Source organism: Promicromonospora sp. NPDC060204, from assembly GCF_042728455.1.
Taxonomy (GTDB): Bacteria; Actinomycetota; Actinomycetes; order Actinomycetales; family Cellulomonadaceae; genus Promicromonospora.
In genome coordinates, this window is sequence record NZ_JBHWZO010000096.1 from 1 (window position 1) to 21,532 (window position 21,532).

Sequence of the window (21,532 nt, forward strand, 5' to 3'; positions counted from 1 at the left end):
GCGCGGGTTCGCGCGTCGGGGAGAGCGGGCGCGACGTCGTCCCCGTGCGCCGCGCCACCTACGACCTGTACCGCAGCCTGCCGGCGTACCCGGCCGTGATCCGCGGCCGGTTCGACCCGGTGCGGTGGGCCGCCGACCCCGACCGGCGGTCGGACGTCTACGACGAGCACGGCCGCGAGGCGGCGCGCTCCGACCAGGTCCGGGGCTTTCCCGGGGCGTCGGGCGTGACCGAGGGCGTCGCCCGGGTGGTGCGCTCGGTGGAGGACGGCGAGGCGCTGCTGCCGGGCGAGGTGCTGGTCACCACGGTGACCAACGTCGGCTGGACGCCGCTCTTCCCGCGCGCGGCCGCCGTGGTGACCGACGTCGGCGCGCCCCTCTCGCACGCCGCGATCGTCGCCCGCGAGCTGGGCATCCCGGCGGTGGTCGGGTGCGGCAACGCGACGATGCGGCTGCGCACGGGCGACCTGGTGCGGGTGGACGGCGAGCACGGCACGGTCGAGGTGCTCACGCCGGCAGCCTGCTCCTAGAGCGGACCGCTCCCGGAGCTGGCCGCTCCTAGAACACGGGCTTGCCGCCCGTCACGCCGAGCACCGTCCCGGACACGTACGACGCCGTGGTCGGCGACGCCAGGAAGACGAACGCCGGCGCGACCTCGGCGGGCTGCCCCGCCCGCCCCAGCGGGGTGTCCGTGCCGAACGACTCGATCTTCTCCTCGGGCTGGGTGGCCGGCTGCAGCGGCGTCCAGATCGGCCCGGGCGCCACGGCGTTCACGCGGATGCCGCGCGGGCCCAGCTCGGCGGCCAGGTTCACCGTGATGTTGTTGATCGCGGCCTTGGTGGCCGCGTAGTCGAGCAGCGACGTGGACGGCTGGTAGGCCTGGATCGACGAGTTGTTGATGATCGAGCCGCCCTCGCCCATGTGCCCGAGCGCCGCCTGCGTCACCCAGAACAGGGCGTACAGGTTGGTCTTGAGCACGCGGTCGAGCTCCTCGGTCGTCACGTCCGCGACCGATTTCCGGCGCGCCATCTGATACCCGGCGTTGTTCACCAGCACGTCGATGCCGCCCAGCTCGCCCGCCGCCCGGTGCGCGACACCGCGCGCCGTGGGCTCGTCCCGCAGGTCACCCGGGAGCAGGGCGCACTGGCGGCCCTCCCCGCGCACCCACTCCGCCGTCGCCCGCGCGTCGTGCTCCTCCTCGGGGAGGTAGGACAGGGCGACGTCGGCGCCCTCGCGGGCGAACGCGATCGCCACCGCGCGGCCGATGCCCGAGTCGCCGCCGGTCACCAGGGCCTTCCGGCCCAGGAGCTTCTCGCTGCCGACGTAGCTGGTCTCGCCGTGATCGGGGGTGGGGACCATCTGGTCGGTGGCGCCCGGCGGGTTCTGCTGCTGCGTTGGGAACGCCTGGTGCTGGCTCATGCCGTCCTCCATCGTCCTGCGACGTCTCGGCCGACACGATCTTCCTCGACCTCCGTTCACGCTAGCCCGTGCCTCGTTCAGCCGCACATCCCGTACTCTCGGTCCCACCAGGCCCGGAACATCACCCTGCAAGGAGTTTCGTGAACTCTGCACCGACGCCCGGCGAGCCCACGATCGTGGACGGCGTCGAGCAAGTGCTCGCCGGCGGCAAGACGTCCCCGGTCGGCCGGTACCGGCTGGACCTGGCCACGGGCGAGTGGGAATGGTCCGACGAGGTGTACGAGATGCACGGCTTCGAGCCGGGTCAGATCGTGCCGACGACGCCGCTGATGCTGTCCCACAAGCACCCCGACGACCGCGCCCGGGTGGACGGCGTGCTGCGGGAGGCGGCCGAGACCGGCCAGCCCTTCAGCTCGGTGCACCGGATCCTCGACGCCTCGGGCGAGACCCGGATCCTCGCGGTGACCGGACAGGGCCGGCGCGATCCGGAGACCGACCGGGTGACCGAGCTGTTCGGGTACTTCATCGACGTCACCGACTCGCAGCGGGAGGCGGCGGCCCGCGACGCGACCGCCTCGATCCGGGCGTCGGCGGAGCGCCGCGCGGTGATCGAGCAGGCCAAGGGCGTGCTGATGGTGGTCTACGGCGCCGACGAGGACGCGGCCTTCGACCTGCTCCGCGAGGCGTCGAACGCGGCGAACATCGCCGTGCGGGACATCGCCCTGACGTTGGTGCACCTGTTCTCCGGCCCGGGCGTGACGGTGTTTCCCACCCGCGAGGCGATCGACGCGTTCCTGGCCGCCCCGATCGCTCCCGGCGACCTCTGACACGGTCCGCGTCGGACCGCGGCCGGACAGGGCTGTCCGTCAGCCGCGGTCGAGCGTCGGGTTGACGGCGGCCTCGACGAGCCACTGGCGCGCACCCGCGTCCTCGAGCCACGCGGTCCGGTCGCCGGACACGCTCCCCGTCACGGACCCGCCCGGGAACCGGGCGAGGTCCGGGCCGTCGTACCCGGAGGTCGACGCCGTCGCGCGGTACAGGTAGGAGACGTCCGTCGGGTTCTCGGCCGCGGTGTCGGTGCTCGTCCACGTGACCAGGCTGCCAGCCGCGCGGAGGTGGTCGACGGCGCCGGCGGGGAGCCGCACGACGCTGTCGTCGGCGCCGACCCGGTCGATCACGTAGAGGCTGCCCGGGCCGGACCCGGCGCCGGTCGGCTCGACCGTCCACGCGATGACGTCGTCCGAGACGGCGATGTCGGTGACCGCTGTCGACGAGTCGCGCTCGAACTCCATGAGCAGGTCGCCTGTGAGCACCCCGCCGCCCTGGTCGTGGAACAGGCTGATCGACGTCGTGCTGGTCCCTCTGGAGCCAGGGGTCAGGACGGCGGCGACCGCCTCGTCGTTGTCCGCGGCGAGCGCGGTGACCCCGGCCGCGAGCTCCCTCGGAGTGCCCCGGTCGTCGAGCGACGCGGCGAACAACCGGGTGTCGTCGTACGTGGCCCCGGTTGTCCACAGGGCGTGCCGCTGGGTCATGGCGAGCAGCCACAGGCTCTCCTCGACGGTGCTCACGGTCCAGGTCGTGTCGGGGACGTGCGCGCGGAGAAAGCTCATGCGCGGCGACGCGTCCGCAGCTGCGATCTCGCCCCAGATCACCCGGTCTCCGGCGGAGGCGAGGCCGGTCGGGAACGCCCTCCAGCCCTGGTATCGCGTCAGGCTGATCGAAGTCCCCGAGCCGTCGCCCGCCCAGGTGCTCGCCCCGATGGACGCGTCGTCGGTCTCCTCGTCGTCGTCGTAGAGGTCCGCGGTGTCGAAGTTCCAGATCTCGCCGGAGCCGGAGAGCCCGTTGGGATCGGGCAGCGGTTCCCCGTTGGCGGCGACCGACAGACCCGCCTCGTCGAGGGAGCCGGGCATGACTGCCTCGACGTCGACGTCGTAGCAGCTCAGGGGGCGGGCGTCGGCGGCGTCGACCACGACGGGCTCGAACACCATGCCGACATCCTCGCCGGCCTTCGGTGCCCGGGCCGGCGTCGGACCGGGGAGCTCCTCGGGGCAGGCGAGGGGCGTGCTGCCCGCCAGGTCCGGTCCCGGCTCCGGCGTGAACCCGTCGGTGCGCTCGACCCGGCCGTCGTCGAACAGGCGCGCGATCAGGTCCCCGCCCGGCAGCACCACCGGGCCCACGACGGGCAACGGCACCGGCCCACGCGTCACGACCCCGAGCACCAGCAGGAGGACCACGCACGCGGCCCCGACCGCCTGCCGGGCCCGGCGCCGGCGCAGCGCCGCCCGGCTCCGGTCGAGCACGGTCTGCTCGTCGAAGGCCGCCGGCTCGATCGTCTCGGTCTGCGCCACGAGCAGGTCCCGCAGCCGGGCCAGGCCGCGCGAGTTGGCCGCCTTGACCGTGCCGACGGCGATCCCGAGCTCCCGGGCGACCTCCGCCTCGGGCAGGTCCAGCAGGTGCCGCAGCACCACGACCCGCCGCTGGCTGACCGGCAGCTGCGCCAGCCCGCGGACCAGCTCGTCGCGCAGCACCACGTGCCCCGCATGGTCCGAGGTCGGCGTGACGGGGATCTTGTCGTCGCCCGGGAACGACTCGCGGCGGGTGTGCCGCCAGCCGTCGATGCGCAGGTTGACCAGGATCTGGCGCGCGTAGGCGCGCTGCGTGCCCGGCCTGACCTTGGCCCAGGTGCGGTAGACCCGCTCGAACGTCGACTGGACCAGCTCCTCCGCGTGGTGCGGGTCCCCGCACAGCAGGTACGCGGTCCGGTAGAGGTACGGCCCGCAGTCCCGGACGAACTCGGTGAACTCCGCGTCGCGGGAGCGCACGACCGAGACCTGCACGTCGCCGGCCCGGTCGTCGCCCGATGGCTCGCCCGTCCGAAGGTTGCTCACGGTCGTCCCGCTCTCCTGCGTCATGCCACCCACTACGGCGGACCTGGGTCAAAGGTTGCACGGTCGCCGCAGAAAGGTCCGGTCCCGGCACTCTCGAGCCGGGGTGGCACCCGCGAGCCGGGGTGGCGCCCGCCGCACGCCGAGGACAGGATCGACACGTGCGCATCGCCACGTTCAACGTCCAGCACGGCCTCGGCCTGGACGGTCGCGTTGACAACGACCGCCTCGCCCGGGCCGTCGCCGCGCTCGACGCCGACGTCGTGGGGCTCCAGGAGGTCGACCAGGGGCAGGCGCGCTCCGGGGGAGCGGACCAGGCGGCACTCTGCGCGGCCGCGATGGGCGCCGCCGACCACCGGTTCCGGCCCGCGCTCGCCGGCCCGTTCCGCTACCCCGGCATCCGACGTCGCGCCCGCCGGGCGGAACGGCCCGGCGCGCCCGGCTACGGCATCGCGCTGCTGTCCCGGTTCCCCGTCCTGAGCTGGCACACCCTGCTGCTGCCGCCCGCGACGCCCTGGGTGTGGGGCCGCGTACAGCTCGGCACCGACGAGCCGCGGGTGGCGCTCGCGGCCCGGGTCGACGCGCCGTCGGGCCCGGTCACCGTGGTGTGCACGCACCTGAGCGTGTACCGGTTCTCCGCCGTGAGCTGGGCGGGCGGGATGGCGCGGAGCGTCGCCGGCTACCGCCGGGGCACCCCGGGCGAACGGCACGCGGAACGTCAGGTGGACTACCTGCGCCGTCGGCTCGTCGGGCTGCGGCGCCCCCTGATCCTGCTGGGCGACTTCAACCTGCGGGGATCGGTGCCCGCCGACCGCACCGGCTGGCGTCCCCTCGCGACGGGCGACACGTTCCCCCGGCACGACCCGCGGTTCCAGATCGACCACGTCCTCCTCGACGAGGGCGTGGCCCCGGGGCCGGACGGCGACATCCCGGGCGGGCGCATCGGCTCCGTGGAGGGCCGGGCCGTGGACACCGGGGTCTCGGACCACCGCGCGCTGGTCGTGGACGTGACGTTCACCCGTCCGACGGCGTAGCGCCGCGCGTCCGGCGTCGGGCCGAGCCCGTCAGCCCACGAAGACGCAGAAGGGGTGGCCCATCGGGTCGCCGAAGACGTAGAGAGGCTCCTCGGGATCGTCCGACCGGTCGTAGAGCAGCGTCGCGCCGAGCGCGAGGGCGCGGTCGCGTGCCTCGGCGAGGGCGTCGACGTCCGGCACCGTCGTGTCGAGGTGGAGCTGCTGGGGGATGCCGGACTCCGGCCAGGTCGAGCGCGGCAGGTCGTACACCTGCTGGAACGCGAGGTGGGCGCCGTCGTCGTTGTGCAGGACCAGCCAGTCGTGGCCGTTCGGGTCCGGGTCGCCCTCCGGCGGGGCCTCGTCGCCGGCGCGGTAGGTGAGCCCGAACAGCTCGCGGTAGAACTCGGCGAGGGCACGGGCGTTCGTGGTGTCGAGCACCACCTGCTGGATGCGCGGTCTCATGGTCCCAGCGCACCACATCCCGCACGCCCTGCAACGGCAGCGCTCCGCGGGATCCGGGGGGAGACACCGGATCCCGCGGAGCGGTGACGGGGGTCAGCCCGTCAGGCGGCCTCGGCGAACGCGCGGTAGCTGACCGCGGACCGCTGTGCCGGCGCGTGGTCGGCGAGGTGGTCCGGAACGTGGTCCGGCACCGTGTCGACGGCGTCCTCGACGACGCGCAGCGCGGCCGCCTGCTTCGCGGCGCGCTTCTTGCCGCGCACCACGGTGAACACCGCGTTCACACCGATCAGGAGGGCGGCCATGTTCGACGCGGCGGACGGCCAGATGCCGTTGGCGGCGGCCACGCTGAGCAAGGTCATGGCGGCCAGCATGTTGGTCCCCTGGAACGCGAGGGAATCGGCGCTCCAGCGCCCGCGGCTGACCATGGCATAGGCCACGAGGCCGGCGATGGCGCCAACCCAGCCGAGGACGGTGACGACCAGCATGAGGGACATGAGGAACTCCTGGGGAACCTGCTCGAAACGATTCGAGGATGTGGCGGAGACCGAGAACCGGTATCCATGGGGGAAGGGTGGCCGACGGTCCGGGAGGTGCTGGGTCCAGCCGCTGCCAGGGTCAATCATGAGCCAGATCCGGCTTCAGCACAATCGAATGTTTGTGACTCCGGGATGTAGCATCGCTACATGGCCACTGACCCGCGAAGACTCGCTTTCCTCCTTGCCGTGCATCGTGCCGGCGGGGTGCTGGCGGCGGCCGACCTCCTGCACGTCACGCCGTCCGCCGTGTCCCAGCAGATCGCCAGGCTGGAGGCGGAAGAGGGTATCGACGTGCTGGACCGGGGGCCCCGCGGCGTGACGCTGACGCCTGCCGGCCGGGTGCTCGCCGACGCGGCCGAACGCATCGAGGCGGAGCTCGTCCAGGCGCGGCAGGCCGTGGCCGCCCTGGAGGGCGAGCTCACGGGCCGGATCTCCGTCGGGTCCATCCAGACGGCGATCCGTACCGTCGTCGCGCCGATGCTCGTCTCGCTCGCGGAACGGCACCCGCACATCGAGGTCGACGTCCAGGAGCACGACCCGACCGACTCCGTGCGCCGGCTGCGCGCCGGCGACCTGGACGCGGTGGTGCTGGAGCGCGACGTCGCCGTCGACGCCCCGGCCCCGCGCGGTGCGCACGACGTGCCGCTGCTCGACGAGCCGTGGCGCATCGTGGTCCCCACCAGCCTGCCCGAGCCCGAGCGGCTGGACGACCTCGCGACCCTCACGTGGGTGGGCCCGCAGGCCGGCTCGGCGGCCGAGCGCGCCGCGAGCCGGCTCGCCGCGCAGCTCGGCACGACGTTCGAGACGCGCCACGCCTACAACGACTTCGACACCGCGATCTCCCTGGTCGCCGCCGGCCAGGGCGTCGCGATGCTGCCGGCCCTGGCCCTCCAGCAGGAGGTGCCCGACGGCGTCGCCGTGGTGGCGCTCGCCGGGCTCGGCTCGCGGCGGCTCGTGGTGCGGCACCGGCAGAACCGGCACGAGCCGGGCCCGATCGTCCGGGCCGTCGTGGACGAGATGGTCGTGGCGGCCCGGGAGATCGACCTGGGGTAGCGCCGGTAGCCCGACTGCGCCGCTACGATGTCCGCATAACTGAACATCTTCAACGGCCCTGGCTCGATCGGCTCGATCTCGATCAGCTCGACCAGGACCGTGCCGCCAGAACCGCGGCGGGAGAGTCCGGCCCCGCGCCGTCGTCGTCCAGACGCCGCGCGACCCGGCGCCGAAGGAGCAATTTCCTCCCCGGGAATCTCTCAGGCCCCCGTACCGCCGCGGCGAGGCAACTCTGGAAAGCGAGCCGCCACCGGGCAACCGGTGCGCCGGCTCCACCGACGGTGCAAGCCGGCGCGTCCCGCCCTCCTCCCCGCTGTCCGGGAGGGAACATGACGGACCGGCAAAACTCTCAGGTCGACGCATGCCCGCGAGCGGGCACGGGTCCGATGACAGAGCGGGGAGGGACCGCAGTCGTCCCCACGCCCTCGGACAGCCAGGAGCCCGCCGTGAGCACGCCCCACAACCCCGACGTCTTTGCCGACCGGCATCTCGGCCCGCGCGGCCGCGAGGTCCGCACCATGCTGGACCAGCTCGGCATCGACACGATGGACACCCTCGTCGACCGGGCCGTCCCCAAGGCGATCCGCAGCCAGGCGCCGCTGAACCTGCCGGCCGCCCGCACCGAGGCGGAGGTGCTCGCGCACCTCCGCGAGCTCGCGGGCAAGAACCAGGTCAAGACCCAGATGATCGGGCAGGGCTTCTACGGCACGCACACGCCCGCCGTCATCCGCCGCAACGTGCTCGAGTCGCCCGCCTGGTACACGGCCTACACGCCGTACCAGCCGGAGATCAGCCAGGGCCGGCTCGAGGCGCTCCTCAACTTCCAGACCGCGGTCGAGGACCTCACGGGCCTCGAGATCGCGAACGCCTCCCTGCTCGACGAGGCCAGCGCCGTCGCCGAGGCCGTCGCCCTGATGTGGCGCGCCTCGCGGGCCAAGGAGGGCTACGTCGTCCTGGACGCCGACCTGTTCGGGCAGTCGCTCGCAGTGGCCCGGGGCCGCGCCGAGGCGATCGGCCTCCCGGTCGTCGTCGCGGACCTCTCGAACGGCCTGCAGGCGGGCCTCCCCGCCGAGCTCCCGGCCGGCCAGCTCGTGGGTCTCGTGCTGCAGCAGGCCGGTGCCTCCGGTCGCGTGCTCGGCGCCCGCGGCGTGATCGCCGAGGCCAAGGCCGCCGGCGCGCTCGTCACCGTCGCCACCGACCTGCTCGCCCTGACGCTCCTGGCCAGCCCGGGCGAGCTCGGCGCCGACATCTCGGTGGGCTCCGCGCAGCGCTTCGGCGTCCCGCTGTTCTACGGCGGCCCGCACGCCGCCTACATGGCGGTGAAGAAGGGCCTGGAGCGCCAGCTCCCCGGCCGCCTGGTCGGCGTCTCCATCGACGTCGACGGCGCCTCGGGCTACCGCCTCGCCCTGGCCACCCGCGAGCAGCACATCCGCCGCGAGAAGGCCACGAGCAACATCTGCACCGCCCAGGCCCTGCTGGCCATCGTGGCCAGCATGTACGCGGTCTACCACGGCCCGGAGGGCCTCAAGGCGATCGCCACCCGCGTCCACACCCACGCGGCAGACCTGGCAGCAGCCCTGAGCACCGCGGGCGTCGAGATCGAGCACACCACCTTCTTCGACACCATCCGCCTGAACACCCCGGGCCAGGCCCAGGAGATCGCCCGAGCAGCAGCCGACGCCGGCTACAACCTCTACGTCCCGGACGCGAACCACGTCCAGATCAGCACGGACGAGACCACAACGGCTCAGGACGTCGCGGCAGTAACCACCTCCGTCCTCACCACCCTGGGCCTGGAGCCGACCCCCACCGCAGAGGCCAACACGGTGCAGGGAGCGGAGAAGTCGGCGAATGCTCGCGCGGGAGTATCCCTTCCCGAAGTGGAGGGCGCCCTGGCGCCCGTGAACGCTCCCGCGCGAGCGTTCGCTGACTTCTCCGCGGAAGCGAGCCTCCCCGCCGGACTGAAGCGAACCACCGACTTCCTCCAGCACCCGATCTTCCACAGCCACCGCTCCGAGACCAGCATGCTCCGCTACCTGCGCAAGCTCTCCGACAAGGACCTCGCGCTGGACCGCACCATGATCCCGCTGGGCTCCTGCACCATGAAGCTCAACGCGACCGCCGAGATGGAGGCCATCTCGTGGCCCGGTTTCGCGGACATCCACCCGTACGCCCCGGTCGACCAGACGCAGGGCTACACCGAGCTCGTCACCGCGCTGGAGAGCCAGCTCGCCGAGATCACCGGCTACGCCGCCGTCTCCGTGCAGCCCAACGCGGGCAGCCAGGGCGAGTTCGCCGGCCTGCTCGCGATCAAGGGCTACCACGCGTCGCGCGGCGAGGAGCACCGCGACATCGTGCTCATCCCGGCGTCCGCGCACGGCACCAACGCGGCCTCGGCGGCGCTCGCGGGCCTGCGGGTCGTGGTGGTGTCCACGGCGGACGACGGCGAGATCCTGCTCGACGACCTGCGCGCCAAGCTCGACCAGCACGGCCCGCAGGTGGCCGGGATCATGATCACCTACCCGTCCACGCACGGTGTGTACGAGGAGCACGTGCGCGAGGTCTGCGACCTGGTGCACGAGGCCGGCGGCCAGGTGTACATCGACGGCGCCAACCTGAACGCGCTGGTCGGCCTGGCGCGGCCGGGCGAGTTCGGCGGCGACGTCTCGCACCTGAACCTGCACAAGACGTTCTGCATCCCGCACGGCGGCGGCGGCCCCGGCGTCGGCCCGGTCGCGGTGGCCGAGCACCTCGTGCCCTTCCTCCCGGGCGACCCGACGCCGGGTCTCGGGCAGGGCGAGGCCGGGGCGGCGGGCATCCCCGTGGCCTCGACGCGCTACGGCTCCGCGGGCATCCTGCCGATCTCGTACGCCTACGTGGCGCTCATGGGGCCGGACGGGCTGACCGAGGCGACCAAGGCCGCCGTCCTCACCGCGAACTACGTGGCGAGCCGGCTCGACCCGCACTTCCCCGTGCTGTACACGGGCCCGAACGGCCTGGTGGCGCACGAGTGCATCCTCGACCTGCGCAAGATCACCGCCGAGACCGGCGTGACCGCGGAGGACGTCTCCAAGCGGCTCATGGACTACGGCTTCCACGCTCCCACGCTGGCGTTCCCCGTGCCGGGCACGCTCATGGTGGAGCCCACGGAGTCGGAGGACCTCGCCGAGCTCGACCGGTTCGTCGACGCGATGATCGCCATCCGCGGCGAGATCGACGCCGTGGCGGCGGGCCGCTGGACCGCCGAGGAGTCGCCGCTGCGCGGCGCGCCGCACACCGCGGCGTCGGTCATGACGGACGAGTGGACCAAGGCGTACCCGCGCGAGCTGGCCGCGTTCCCCGTCGCCTCGCTCCGCGGGAACAAGTACTGGCCGCCGGTGCGCCGCATCGACGGCGCCAAGGGCGACCGCAACCTGGTGTGCTCGTGCCCGCCGGTCGAGGCCTTCGCCGAGTGACCTGCCAGACCGAGCCGGAGCTGTCAGACGTGCAGGTCACCCGGGTGACCCGTACATCCGACACGACGCCGACGAGAGGAATGACCGATGGGTGAGGACCGTAGGACTCCGCTGTACGACGAGCACGTGGCGCTCGGCGCCTCGATGACGCCGTTCGGCGGCTGGCTGATGCCGCTGCGCTACACGTCCGACCTGGCCGAGCACCGGGCCGTGCGCGACGCCGCCGGCCTGTTCGACCTGTCGCACATGGGCAACATCAACGTGACGGGGCCAGACGCCGCGGCGTTCCTCGACCACGCCCTCGTCGGCTACATCTCGAAGGTCCGCGAGATGGGCGCGCGCTATTCGATGATCTGCGCCGAGGACGGCAGCGTGCTGGACGACCTGATCGTCTACCACGACGCCCCCGGCGCGTACTCCGTCATCGCGAACGCCGCGAACGCCGAGCTGGTGCTCGGCAAGCTGCAGGAGCGCACCGCCGGGTTCGACGTGGTGCTCAAGGACGTCCAGCCGGGTCAGGCGCTGATCGCGGTGCAGGGTCCGCGGGCGGTCGAGATCATGCTCGCCACCGAGGGCCTCGTGGAGGACGCCGAGATCTCGGGCGGCACCGCGTTCGCCGACCTCAAGTACTACGCGTGCATGGGCATGCGGTTCCAGGGCGAGCCGCTGCTCGTGGGCCGCACCGGCTACACCGGCGAGGACGGGTTCGAGCTCTGGGTCTCCGCCGACCGGGCCGTCGCGCTCTGGCGCGCGCTGCTCGCCGCGGGCGAGCCCCTCGGGCTGGTCCCGGCCGGACTCTCGGCCCGCGACTCGCTGCGCCTCGAGGCCGGCATGCCGCTCTACGGCCACGAGCTCGACACGACGACCACGCCCTTCGAGGCCGGGATGGGCCGCGTGGTGCGGCTCGACAAGGCGACCGAGGACGGCACGCCGATCCCGTTCGTCGGCCGGGACGCCCTGGCCGCGCGCAAGGAGTCGGCGCCCGCTCGGGTGCTCGTCGGGCTGCGCGGCGAGGGGCGTCGCCCCGCGCGGGCGGACTACGACGTGGTGCAGCGCGGCGTCGGCACCGAGGTGGGGGCCGTCGTCGGGCGCGTGACGTCCGGGGCGCCGTCGCCCACGCTCGGCTACCCGATCGCGATGGCCTACGTGACGCCCGAGGTGTCGGCCGAGGGCACCGAGCTCGCCGTCGACGTGCGCGGACGGGCCGAACCGTTCGTGGTGGTGCCCATGCCGTTCTACCGTCGTCCTCAGAACTGACCTACACGCAAGGAGCTGTCATGGCTGACTTCCCCGAGAACCTGAAGTACACCACCGAGCACGAGTGGCTGGACCAGTCCACCCCCGCCGTCATCGGCGTGACCGACGTCGCGGCCGAGGCGCTCGGCGACGTGGTCTACCTGGAGCTGCCCGAGGTGGGCGCCACCATCGAGGCGGGTTCCGTGGTGGGCGAGATCGAGTCCACCAAGTCGGTGTCCGAGCTCTACTCCCCGGTGAGCGGCACCGTGACCGAGGTGAACACCGAGGCCGTGGACAACCCGGAGATCGTCAACCAGGACCCGTACGGCAAGGGCTGGCTCTTCAAGGTCGAGGTGTCCGGCGCGGGCGAGCTCCTCACCGCGGCGCAGTACGCGGAGCACACCGGGGCCTGACCGGCCCCAGGTCTGTCGGGGCCGTGGGCGAAACCGCCCCCTGAGATGCACTTTCGTGCGCTCGGGGGGCGGTTTTGATCTCGGAAAGGTAACAGTCAAGAAGTTCTTTCAGAACCGCGTCATGAAGTTGCGGCCGCTGAGTCCTTCTCATAGCAGCAACCGTAGGCCGGAACCCCAGAACCGGCCGCTGTGTGGAGGAAAACGACCATGACCGCGATGACCCTTGACCACCGTCTCCCCAGCCTCACTCGTCGTGAGCGGGTGATCCTGGCGAACCTCACCGAGGACGCCACACTCGAGCAGATCGCTCGACGGCTCTACGTCACCCGCAACACGGTGAAGACGCAGGTACGCAGTGTGTACCGCAAGCTCGGCGTGTCCTCACGCGCGGAGGCGATCGCCAAGGCGAACGAGTTCGACATCGTCGCCTGACACGCAGCAGTTACCCGACGACGGCGCCATTCCCCAGAGGCGCCGTCGTCGTGCTGTGTCCGGACGTGATGGCTCGTCGCTCCGGCCGGACCCGGACCGGCCGGACGGGCCGGGTGGGAGACTGCTCGGCATGCAGCAGACCCTCATCGACGTGGTCGCCGCCGCGATCGTGGACGACCTGGCCCGGCCCACCCGGCTGCTCGCCGCCCGGCGCTCGGCGCCGCCGGCGCTCGCCGGCCGCTGGGAGCTCCCCGGCGGCAAGGTGGAACCCGGCGAGACGCACGTCGAGGCGCTGCGCCGCGAGCTCGTCGAGGAGCTCGGCGTGCGGGTCGACGTCGGCGCCGAGGTGCCCGGGCCCGACGACGGCGCCTGGCCGATCACGGAACGGCACCGCATGCGGGTGTGGTTCGTGCTGCCGTCGGACGGCACGCCCGAGCCGCTCCAGGACCACGACGAGCTGCGCTGGCTCACGGCGGCCGAGCTGGACGACGTGCCCTGGCTCGACGGCGACGTCCGGATCGTGACGGCCCTCGCGGGCCGGCTCACACGGGACTAGCGGGCGCTCGCGCCCACGTTCCGGCGGCTGCGGGCCGCGGCGACGCGGTGTCCCAGCGGCACGAACGCGCCGTCCATCAGCACCGGCACCACGTCGGTGGCGTCGACCTCGGTGGCGATCATGACGTCGTCGGCGAACCCGGAGTCGAGCAGCTCGCGGCCGCTCGCCGTGCCGCCCACGGAGTCGACGATGTCCCGGGTGCCCTTCCACAGCGTGACCGTGGCCTCGGTCTCGGGGGAGATGCTCACGTCGGGCAGCATCGCGGTGAGCCGCGCGGCGATGGAGCCGACGGCCAGGTAGTCCTCCAGCGCGGGGCGCAGCGTGTCGTCGGGCCAGCGTTCGCCCACGGGGACCAGCACGACGTCGTGCCGCTCGGACGCGGCCAGGTGTGCTGCGGCGAGGCCGGCCACGGCCTTCGCGTTGCGCAGGCTGCCGGCGACGATCAGGGCGCCGCGGTTGGCGATGGTGTGGCAGATCTGCGCGGCGCTCGGGGACGGGATCACGAGGCGCTCGGCGTCGAGGTCCTGCAGTGACGCGGGCGAGATGCTGATGCCGTCCTCCCACCGCGGGCCGGCGAGGGCGGCGCGCATCGTGCGCGCGAGCCGGGCCGCCCCGGCCGGATCGTGGTACGGGAACGGGTACACGCCGGCGCCCTGCTCACAGGCGACGGTGACCGTGGTCGAGAAGGAGAGCACGTCCACCACGACCACGAGCGACGAGCGCGCATCGGTGGCGGTGAGGGCGAGCGCACCGGAGATGCCCCAGTCCGTGCGCACACGGGCAGGACGTTGGTCGAAGGCCGGGGACGTGTTTGCCACGAACGCATCGTAGTGTCACCCGAACTCGCCCATGTTTCGCGTTCAGTGAACAACGTTGCGATTCGGGTGATATTCACACTTTGGTCGTTGGGCCATAACCTCGCCGCGCAACCCTGCCGCAGAACGCTCCCCCGACTCCCCAGAAGGAACGAGCATGCGACGAGTCATGTCCGGCACGCGGCCGGAAAAGCCGCGAGGAATACTCACCAAAGCGCTGACCTGCACAGTTGCCACCGCATTTCTCGTGGCCCCCGCGAGCGGCGCCTTTGCGGCGCCGCTGCCCGCACCGGAGGACGTGCCGCGCGCCGCCACGGCGCTGACCGCGCCGACGCCCTTCGCGAGCGCTCCGCTGCCGCCCGGCGGATCCGCGGAAACTTCCGGAGAAGTCACCCCGCTCCGGCTCGACGACGACGGTGACGCCATCGTCACCCGCCGCGAGGAGCGGCGGATCGCGCCCGGGCTCGAGCTCACGCGGTTCGCGCGGCTGGGCGAGGACGGCTGGCTCAGCGGCAAGGTGCTCGTCGCCGACCTCGGCGCGACGGGTGCCGACGGGCGGGTGCCCCGGGGCACCGTGCGCGTCGGCTACGTGGGCGCGGAGCACGTCGCCGACACCGCGCCGGTCTCCGAGATGGCGTCCTCGCGTGGCGCGATCGCCGCGATCAACGGCGACTACTTCGACATCAACAACTCGGGCGCCGCGCTCGGCGCGAGCATCGACGACGGCACGCTGGTCAAGTCCGCGTCCCCCGGCCGGGAGCGGTCGGTCGCGTTCGGGTCGGACGGCGTGGGGCGGCTCGCCCAGATCTTCCTGGAGGGTTCGGTGAGCTGGGCCGCGGGGTCGGGCAGTGCTCCGGCCGGCGACACCGGCGCCCGCACCGAGCTCCCGGTCAGCGGCCTGAACGTCACGGCCCTGCCCCAGGGCGGGGTGGCCGTGTTCGACGCCGGGTGGGGCGACTTCACGCGCGCCCGCCCCCTGGCGGCCGGCGAGCAGGGGGTCGAGGTGACGGTCGACGCCGACGGCACCGTGACCGCCGTCGGGCGGCCCGGGGACGGGCAGCTCCCGGACGGCACGCGCGCCGTCGTGGCCCGGCCCGGTGCCGCGGCCGACGCGCTGGCCGCGCTGCGGCCGGGCGACCGCGTGGACCTGGCCTACGGCGTCCGCGCGGACGCGGGCGACGTCGCCGTCGCGATCGGCGGCGGGCCGGAGGACCCGCTCCTGGAGGACGGCGAGGTCACCTCCGCGACCGGCGACCACGTGGAGCTGCGGCACCCGCGGACCGCGGTCGGCTTCGACGCGGCCGGCACGCGCGCGTACTTCGTGGTGGTGGACGGCCGCCAGACCCACAGCATCGGGATGAACCTCTACGAGCTGGGCGAGCTCATGGCCCAGCTCGGCGCCGACGACGCGATCAACCTCGACGGCGGCGGCTCGTCCGAGATGGTCGCCCGGCTGCCCGGCGACGCCGCCAACACGATCCTGAACAGCCCGTCCGACGGCTACGAGCGGTCCGACGCGAACGGCCTCGGCCTGTACGTGCCCGCCGGCTCGGGCCGCGTCGCGGCCTACGACGTGCGCACCACGGTCCCGGCGGACGACGCCGACCGCGTCTTCCCCGGCCTGCACCGCACCCTGACCGGCAAGGGGTACGACGACACGATGGGCCCCGTCGCCACCGAACCGTCCTCCTGGCGCGCCCGCGACGGGCGGGTCGCGTCCGTGCGGGACGGCGTGGTCACCGGCCGCCGGACCGGCAGCACCACGGTGACCGCGGCGTCGCTGACTCGTTTCGGCCTCGCCACCGGCACCACCGAGGTGGAGGTGCTGGGCGACCTCGTCCGGACGGGCGTGGACACGCCGGTGATCGGGCTGGAGGACGCCGACGCGACCGCGCCGCTCGTGCTGACCGGCTACGACGCGCGGGGGTTCTCGGCGCCGATCGAGGCGCGGGACGTCACCGTGACGGCGACCGAGCCGGGCGAGCCGCGGCTCGCCGGGGTGCGCGCGACCCGCGAACCGGTCGCGGAGCTCGTCCCCCAGGCCGACGGGTCCTTCGAGGTCCGCGCGCTCGCGGCGGTGGGCGGCACCACGTTCGAGCTGTCCGTGCCCGGCCTGGACGGGACGTACCTGACCACCGAGGTGGCCGTGACGGTCAGCCTGGAGGAGGACGTCGTAGCCGACTTCGCTGACGCCGCCTCCTGGACCTCGGCGAACGACCGGGCGCCGGGCGGTTCGCTCGCCGCGGCGGCGGGCCACGACGGCGCCGCGGGCCTGCGGATGACGTACGACTTCACGAGGTCGACGGCCACGCGCGGCCAGTACGCGGTGCTGCCCGAGGCCGCGGCGGGCGGGCGCGAGCTGCCCGGCGCGCCCCGCGCGGTGACGATGTGGGTGGACGGCGACGGCCACGGCGCCTGGCTGCGGCTCCAGGTGCGGCAGGGCGACGGGGTGGTCACGCAGCTCGACGGCCCCGAGGTCACCTGGACCGGCTGGCGGCAGGTCACCTTCCCGGTGCCCGACGGCGTCGCGTTCCCGCTCAAGCTGCAGCGCGTGCGCGCGCTGGAGACGACGGCGGGCGAGCAGTACACGGGCACGCTGACCCTGTCGGCGATCGCCGCGCAGGTGCCGCCCGCCGTGGACGCCCCCGAGGCGCCCCGCGTCGAGGACCCGGTCGTGGCCGCCGACGGCGCCACTGACGACGCGCCCCTGCGGGTGGCCGTCCTGTCCGACGCCCAGTTCGTGGCGCGCGACCCGGAGTCGGGTGCCGTGGCCGGTGCCCGCGACGCGCTCCGCGAGATCGTCGCCGACGACCCGGACCTGCTGGTCATCAACGGCGACCTGGTGGACGAGGCCGCTCCCGAGGACTTCGACCTCGCCCGGCGCGTGCTGACCGAGGAGCTCGCCGACGCCGACTTCCCCTGGTATTACCTGCCCGGCAACCACGAGGTGATGGGCGGCTCGATCGCCAACTTCGAGGAGGAGTTCGGCGAGCGGACCCGCGTGCTGGACGTCCCGACGCCGGGGCGCACGGGCGGCACGACGCGGCTCGTCATGCTCGACTCGTCGTCGGGCCGCCTCGGCACGGACTTCGCGCAGGTGCAGATGCTGCGCGAGGCGCTCGACGACGCCGCGACCGACCGCGCCGTCACCGGCGTGCTGGTGTTCGCGCACCACCCCCTCGACGACCCGCTGCCGACCAAGGCCAGCCAGCTCACCGACCGCCTGGAGGCGGACACGCTGCGCGGGTGGTTCGAGGACTTCGAGGAGACGTCCGGCAAGTCGATCGCCTCGGTGGGCTCCCACGTCGGCGTCTTCCACGCGAGCACGCAGGACGGTGTGCCGTACCTGGTCAACGGCAACTCCGGGAAGGGCCCGGCGAGCACCCCGGCCGACGGCGGCTTCACCGGCTGGTCGATGCTGGGCGTCCACCCGGCGTCGGGCAAGGTGTCGGGGCCGTCGGGCGGCGGCCGGTCCACCGACCCCTGGCTGGCCTGGGAGGTCAACACCCGCGCCGAGCAGGTGACGGTCTCCGGGCCGGAGTCGCTCGAGGTGGGCGGCACCGCGGTGGTGAGCGCCGTCGTCGTGCAGGACGGGACCCGGGAGGTGCCCGTGGCCTGGCCCGTCTCGGCGCGCTGGGGCGGTTCGGACGTGTGCGTGACGGACGAGCGGGGCCGCGCCGCCCTGCGGGACTGCTCCCGCCACGCGGTGGTCGCGCTCGACCCCGCGACGCACGCGCTGACGGCCCTGCGCGCGGGCCGGGCCACGGTGACCGTCACGGTCAACGGGGCGCGCGGCGAGCTGACCGTCGGCACGAGCCGGTAGGGCGGTAGATTTGCCCCATGAGCAACTTCGAGGTGGCACGCAGGCAGAAGCAGGAGCCCACGGCGGCGCTGGTGGTTCGCTTCATCGTGTGCTTCGCCCTGTTCCTGGGCGGGTTCGCGCTGATGGCCGTCGGCTCGATCGGTGACGCGGCGTCGTCGCCGTACCTGTTCGTGGGCGGCATCCTCGCCGTCGGGCTGTCGTTCGGCCTGCCGATGATCGGCGCCACCGAGCGGTAGCAAGCACGAGACGCAGAGCGCCCGTCCGGTTCCGACCGGGCGGGCGCTCTCGTGTTTTCTTCACCCACAACGTTCTGGTGCGCCCGTCCGTGGATGGGGGTGGAGCCTGGCGCTGAGCGGTGTGCGCGGCGGGACAGGCACCGTCGAACGGACAGGAAACTCGCGATGTCTCTGCACAACACGTCCCGCACCCCGCTCCTCCGCCGCGGGCTGGTGGCGCTGGCCACCTCCGCGGCCCTGCTCGCCGGGGGCCTCGTCGTGGCCCCGGCGGCGCAGTCCTCGGCGCTGCCGGTGGTCGACGTCCACAAGTCCCAGGGCACGACGGTCACCACGTCGATGTTCGCGTCGGGCTCGATCATCACGGGCGACGTGGAGCAGCAGAAGCTCTACCCCGCGAAGGTGGGCTACACGGTCTCCCTCGCGGCGTCCGGCGGGACCATGCTGGGCGCGGAGGTCGAGGTCACGGTCCAGAAGGTCAACAGCCGGCAGGTGCGCAAGCGCACCATCGAGATGAACCGCACCACCACCGGCTTCTTCAGCAGGGGAACCCTGAACTTCAACGGGGCGGTCATCCTCCCCGGGACCTACCGCGTGGGCGTCGAGGTGTTCACGGTGGTGCGCAAGCCGGACGGCACCCGGGTCCGGCACCTCGTCGACGTGAGCAACGGCAAGTCGGTGCAGCTCCGCCGTGACACCCGGACCACCGGGACCATCAGCACGCAGGCGACGGACGGCCGTTCCGCACGGATCAACGCCACCACGCGCGTGCTGACCATCGACCGCGGGACTCTAGCGTGGGGGCCGAACCACTTCGGCACCGCCGTCCTCTCCTTCGACGCCGACGGTCCGAACGAGCCGAAGAAGCCCGTCTTCGTGCGGGACCTGAAGATCGGGGCCGACGGCCGGATCTCGACGCTCGTCGAGTCCCGCAAGGGCTGGTGGAAGGTCACCTACCAGGGGACCTCGAGCCGCGCCTCCTCCGTGGCGTGGATCGGGCAGGGCGACGTCGGCTGCGGCTGCTGACCGCACCGAGCCGGCGGCACATCCCGCCGCCGGCCGGGACAGGGACGAGGGAGGGTCGCGGCCGCGGGCCGCGGCCCTCCGCCGTCTTCATCCACAACGATTCCCGGCGGCTCTCCGTACTTGTGGGTACAAGGCCCGACGGCGAGCGACGTGCTCGGGGCGGGCATCCTCCGAAGGACGGGAACACCACGATGTCTCTGCACAGCACGTCTCGTACCTCTCTCTTCCGCCGCGGCCTGGTCGCGCTGGCCTCCGCCACGGCCCTCCTCGCCGGCGGCCTGGTCGTCGCCCCGGCGGCACAGGCGGCGTCGCTGCCGGTGGTCGACGTCCACAAGCGCCAGGGCACGACGGTCACCACGTCGATGTACGCCTCGGGCTCCACGATCTGGGGCAACTCGGAGACGGAGCAGGTCCGCCCGGCCAGGTTCGGGTACACCGTCGCCCTCAAGGCCTCCGGCGGCACCATGCTGGGGTCGGAGGTCGAGGTCACGCTCCAGAAGATCGACCGGCAGCCGGTGCGCAAGCGCACGATCGTCCTGAAGCGCACCAGCAGCACCGCCATGATCAAGCGGGGCGCCATCAACTTCACGGGGACCATCGACCCCGGGACCTACCGCGTGGGTGTCGAGGTATTCACCGTGATCCGCAAGGCGGACGGGACCCGGGTGCGGCACCAGATCGACGTGAACGAGGCGCAGCGGGTGCAGTTCCGCCGCGCCACCATGGTCCACGCGGGCATCTCGACCGATGCGACCGACGGCCGGCCCGCGCGGATCAACGCGACCGCGAAGGTGCTCCGGGTCGCCGACGACGGCTCGGTCTCGTGGCTCCGCATCCGCTCGGGCTCCGCGATCCTCTCGTACGACCCGGACGGCCCGTGGGGCGAGAAGAGAGCCGTCTTCGTGCGGGACCTGAAGATCGGGTCCGACGGGCGGATCTCGACGGTCGTCAAGGCTCGCGACGGCTACTGGAAGGTCACCTACGTGGGCAACTCCCGCTTCGCCGACGGCACCGGCTGGATCCCCGAGCTCTGCGGTTGCTGAGCACGGGTGCCGGCGGCGGGTCCCGCCGTCGGCCGGGAGCAGGTGTGAGGGAGGGTCGCGGCCGCGGGCCGCGGCCCTCCGTCGTCTTCATCCTCAACGTTTCCCGGGACTTGTCCGTACTTGTGGGTACAAGGCCCGACGGCGAGCGACGTGCTCGGGGCGGGCATCCTCCGAAAGACGGGAACGGCACGATGTCTCTGCACAGCACGTCTCGCAGCTCTCTTCTCCGCCGTGGTCTGGTCGCGCTGGCGGCTTCCACGGCTCTCATCGCCGGCGGCCTGGTCGTCGCCCCGGCGGTACAGGCCAAGCCGCTGCCGGTCGTCGACGTCCACAAGCGCCAGGGCACCACGGTCACCACGTCGATGTTCGCCCGAGGCGCCACCATCGACGGCAGCGTCTCCTACCCGGAACTCAACCCCGCGTCCGCCCAGTTCAGGTACTCCGTCGCGCTGAAGGCGTCGGGCGGGACCCTGCTCGGAGCCGAGGCTCAGGTCACGCTCCAGAAGATCGACCGCCAGCCGGTGCGTAAGCGCACCATCGAGCTGAAGCGCACCAGCAGCACCGGCATGCTGACGCGGGGAAGCATCAACTTCACCGGGACCATCGCACCGGGCACCTACCGCGCGGGCGTCGAGATCTTCACGGTGGTGCGCAAGCCCGACGGGACCAGGGTCCGGCACCACATCGACGTGAACAACGCCAACACGGTGCAGTTCCGGCGCAGGACCTGGACCGAGGGGTCCATCTCGACGCAGGCGACCGACGGCCGACCCGCGCGGATCAACGCGACGACGCGCGTGATGCGGATCGCCGATGACGGATCCATGTCGTGGCTGCGGCTCCGCTCGGGCGCCGCGATCCTCTCGTTCGACGCCGACGGCCCGTACGGGGACAAGCGCGCCACCTTCGTCCGGGACCTGAGGATCGGGTCCGACGCTCGAATCTCGACGGTCGTCACGTCCCGGAAGGGGTGGTGGAAGGTCACCTACCCGGGGACGTCTCGCTTCGCCGACTCCGTGGGATGGATTGCGCAGGGTGTTCCTGGCGGGTGCGGCTGCTGATCCTCACCGGGCCGGCGGTGAGCCTCGTCGTCGGCCCGGAAACACACCAGGAGAAGGGCCGCAGCCGCAGGCTG

Annotated in this window: 19 protein-coding genes and 1 riboswitch; of the genes, 14 read left to right on the top strand and 5 right to left on the bottom strand. The window is 72.9% G+C overall.

Features of this window, described 5'->3' with window-relative positions; all coding sequences use genetic code 11:
- Window positions 1–527 (top strand): PEP-utilizing enzyme (locus tag ACFWEJ_RS14060; RefSeq protein ID WP_377229820.1); only part of this gene is annotated, 527 nt, incomplete at its 5' end.
- 28 nt (window positions 528–555) lie between these two features.
- Here ACFWEJ_RS14060 and ACFWEJ_RS14065 read toward each other — a convergent pair.
- The gene (locus ACFWEJ_RS14065; RefSeq protein ID WP_377229821.1) at window positions 556–1,416 is read right to left on the bottom strand and encodes an SDR family oxidoreductase; all 861 of its coding nucleotides are present in this window, start codon (window positions 1,414–1,416) and stop codon (window positions 556–558) included.
- A 140-nt stretch (window positions 1,417–1,556) separates the two neighbouring features.
- Between ACFWEJ_RS14065 and ACFWEJ_RS14070 the strand changes: the two genes are divergently transcribed.
- Window positions 1,557–2,243 (top strand): PAS and ANTAR domain-containing protein, encoded by a 687-nt coding sequence (locus ACFWEJ_RS14070; protein WP_377229822.1) that lies wholly within the window; start codon window positions 1,557–1,559, stop codon window positions 2,241–2,243.
- A 39-nt stretch (window positions 2,244–2,282) separates the two neighbouring features.
- Here ACFWEJ_RS14070 and ACFWEJ_RS14075 read toward each other — a convergent pair whose 3' ends face one another.
- Entirely contained in the window at window positions 2,283–4,304 is a 2,022-nt protein-coding gene (locus ACFWEJ_RS14075; RefSeq protein WP_377229823.1) for a SigE family RNA polymerase sigma factor, read from the bottom strand.
- A gap of 158 nt (window positions 4,305–4,462) precedes the next feature.
- Between ACFWEJ_RS14075 and ACFWEJ_RS14080 the strand changes: the two genes are divergently transcribed.
- Window positions 4,463–5,335: an endonuclease/exonuclease/phosphatase family protein gene (locus ACFWEJ_RS14080; protein ID WP_377229824.1), complete on the top strand. Its 873-nt coding sequence runs from the start codon at window positions 4,463–4,465 to the stop codon at window positions 5,333–5,335.
- Window positions 5,336–5,365: 30 nt separating this feature from the next.
- Here ACFWEJ_RS14080 and ACFWEJ_RS14085 read toward each other — a convergent pair whose 3' ends face one another.
- The gene (locus ACFWEJ_RS14085) at window positions 5,366–5,776 is read right to left on the bottom strand and encodes a VOC family protein (protein ID WP_377229825.1); all 411 of its coding nucleotides are present in this window, start codon (window positions 5,774–5,776) and stop codon (window positions 5,366–5,368) included.
- A 101-nt stretch (window positions 5,777–5,877) separates the two neighbouring features.
- The gene (locus tag ACFWEJ_RS14090; RefSeq protein WP_377229826.1) at window positions 5,878–6,270 is read right to left on the bottom strand and encodes a hypothetical protein; all 393 of its coding nucleotides are present in this window, start codon (window positions 6,268–6,270) and stop codon (window positions 5,878–5,880) included.
- Window positions 6,271–6,459: 189 nt separating this feature from the next.
- On the opposite strand from ACFWEJ_RS14090, the gene ACFWEJ_RS14095 reads away from it, so the two are divergent.
- From ACFWEJ_RS14095 to ACFWEJ_RS14120, 6 genes are all read left to right on the top strand, one after another.
- The gene (locus ACFWEJ_RS14095; protein WP_285100610.1) at window positions 6,460–7,365 is read left to right on the top strand and encodes a LysR family transcriptional regulator; all 906 of its coding nucleotides are present in this window, start codon (window positions 6,460–6,462) and stop codon (window positions 7,363–7,365) included.
- Between the two features lie 107 nt (window positions 7,366–7,472).
- Window positions 7,473–7,591, top strand: a riboswitch (glycine riboswitch).
- A 160-nt stretch (window positions 7,592–7,751) separates the two neighbouring features.
- Window positions 7,752–10,820: an aminomethyl-transferring glycine dehydrogenase subunit GcvPB gene (gcvPB, locus tag ACFWEJ_RS14100; protein ID WP_377229827.1), complete on the top strand. Its 3,069-nt coding sequence runs from the start codon at window positions 7,752–7,754 to the stop codon at window positions 10,818–10,820.
- Between the two features lie 87 nt (window positions 10,821–10,907).
- Window positions 10,908–12,077 carry a glycine cleavage system aminomethyltransferase GcvT gene (gene gcvT / locus ACFWEJ_RS14105; protein WP_377229828.1) on the top strand — a complete coding sequence of 390 codons (1,170 nt, stop codon included), beginning with the start codon at window positions 10,908–10,910 and terminating at the stop codon, window positions 12,075–12,077.
- A gap of 20 nt (window positions 12,078–12,097) precedes the next feature.
- Window positions 12,098–12,469 (top strand): glycine cleavage system protein GcvH, encoded by a 372-nt coding sequence (gcvH, locus tag ACFWEJ_RS14110; protein WP_377229829.1) that lies wholly within the window; start codon window positions 12,098–12,100, stop codon window positions 12,467–12,469.
- A gap of 207 nt (window positions 12,470–12,676) precedes the next feature.
- On the top strand, window positions 12,677–12,901 hold the full coding sequence (locus tag ACFWEJ_RS14115; RefSeq protein ID WP_285100614.1) for a helix-turn-helix transcriptional regulator: 225 nt from the start codon (window positions 12,677–12,679) through the stop codon (window positions 12,899–12,901).
- Window positions 12,902–13,031: 130 nt separating this feature from the next.
- Window positions 13,032–13,457, top strand: coding sequence for a (deoxy)nucleoside triphosphate pyrophosphohydrolase (locus ACFWEJ_RS14120; protein WP_377229830.1), 426 nt, complete (start codon window positions 13,032–13,034; stop codon window positions 13,455–13,457).
- Here the strand turns inward: ACFWEJ_RS14120 and ACFWEJ_RS14125 are convergent.
- Entirely contained in the window at window positions 13,454–14,275 is an 822-nt protein-coding gene (locus tag ACFWEJ_RS14125; protein ID WP_377229831.1) for a 2-phosphosulfolactate phosphatase, read from the bottom strand. The two genes, ACFWEJ_RS14120 and ACFWEJ_RS14125, sit on opposite strands and share 4 nt — an antisense overlap.
- Before the next feature lie 244 nt (window positions 14,276–14,519).
- Here ACFWEJ_RS14125 and ACFWEJ_RS14130 point away from each other — a divergent pair, with 244 nt between their 5' ends.
- The 5 genes from ACFWEJ_RS14130 to ACFWEJ_RS14150 all read left to right on the top strand — a co-directional run bounded on the left by ACFWEJ_RS14130 (window position 14,520) and on the right by ACFWEJ_RS14150 (window position 21,458).
- Window positions 14,520–18,095 (top strand): phosphodiester glycosidase family protein, encoded by a 3,576-nt coding sequence (locus ACFWEJ_RS14130; RefSeq protein WP_377229832.1) that lies wholly within the window; start codon window positions 14,520–14,522, stop codon window positions 18,093–18,095.
- Window positions 18,096–18,112: 17 nt separating this feature from the next.
- Window positions 18,113–18,331, top strand: coding sequence for a hypothetical protein (locus ACFWEJ_RS14135; RefSeq protein WP_020013596.1), 219 nt, complete (start codon window positions 18,113–18,115; stop codon window positions 18,329–18,331).
- Between the two features lie 165 nt (window positions 18,332–18,496).
- Window positions 18,497–19,354, top strand: a complete 858-nt coding sequence (locus ACFWEJ_RS14140; RefSeq protein WP_377229833.1) for a hypothetical protein — start codon at window positions 18,497–18,499, stop codon at window positions 19,352–19,354.
- Between the two features lie 191 nt (window positions 19,355–19,545).
- Window positions 19,546–20,397 (top strand): hypothetical protein, encoded by an 852-nt coding sequence (locus tag ACFWEJ_RS14145; protein ID WP_377229834.1) that lies wholly within the window; start codon window positions 19,546–19,548, stop codon window positions 20,395–20,397.
- Window positions 20,398–20,588: 191 nt separating this feature from the next.
- The gene (locus tag ACFWEJ_RS14150; protein ID WP_377229835.1) at window positions 20,589–21,458 is read left to right on the top strand and encodes a hypothetical protein; all 870 of its coding nucleotides are present in this window, start codon (window positions 20,589–20,591) and stop codon (window positions 21,456–21,458) included.
- The last annotated feature ends 74 nt before the right edge of the window (window positions 21,459–21,532 follow it).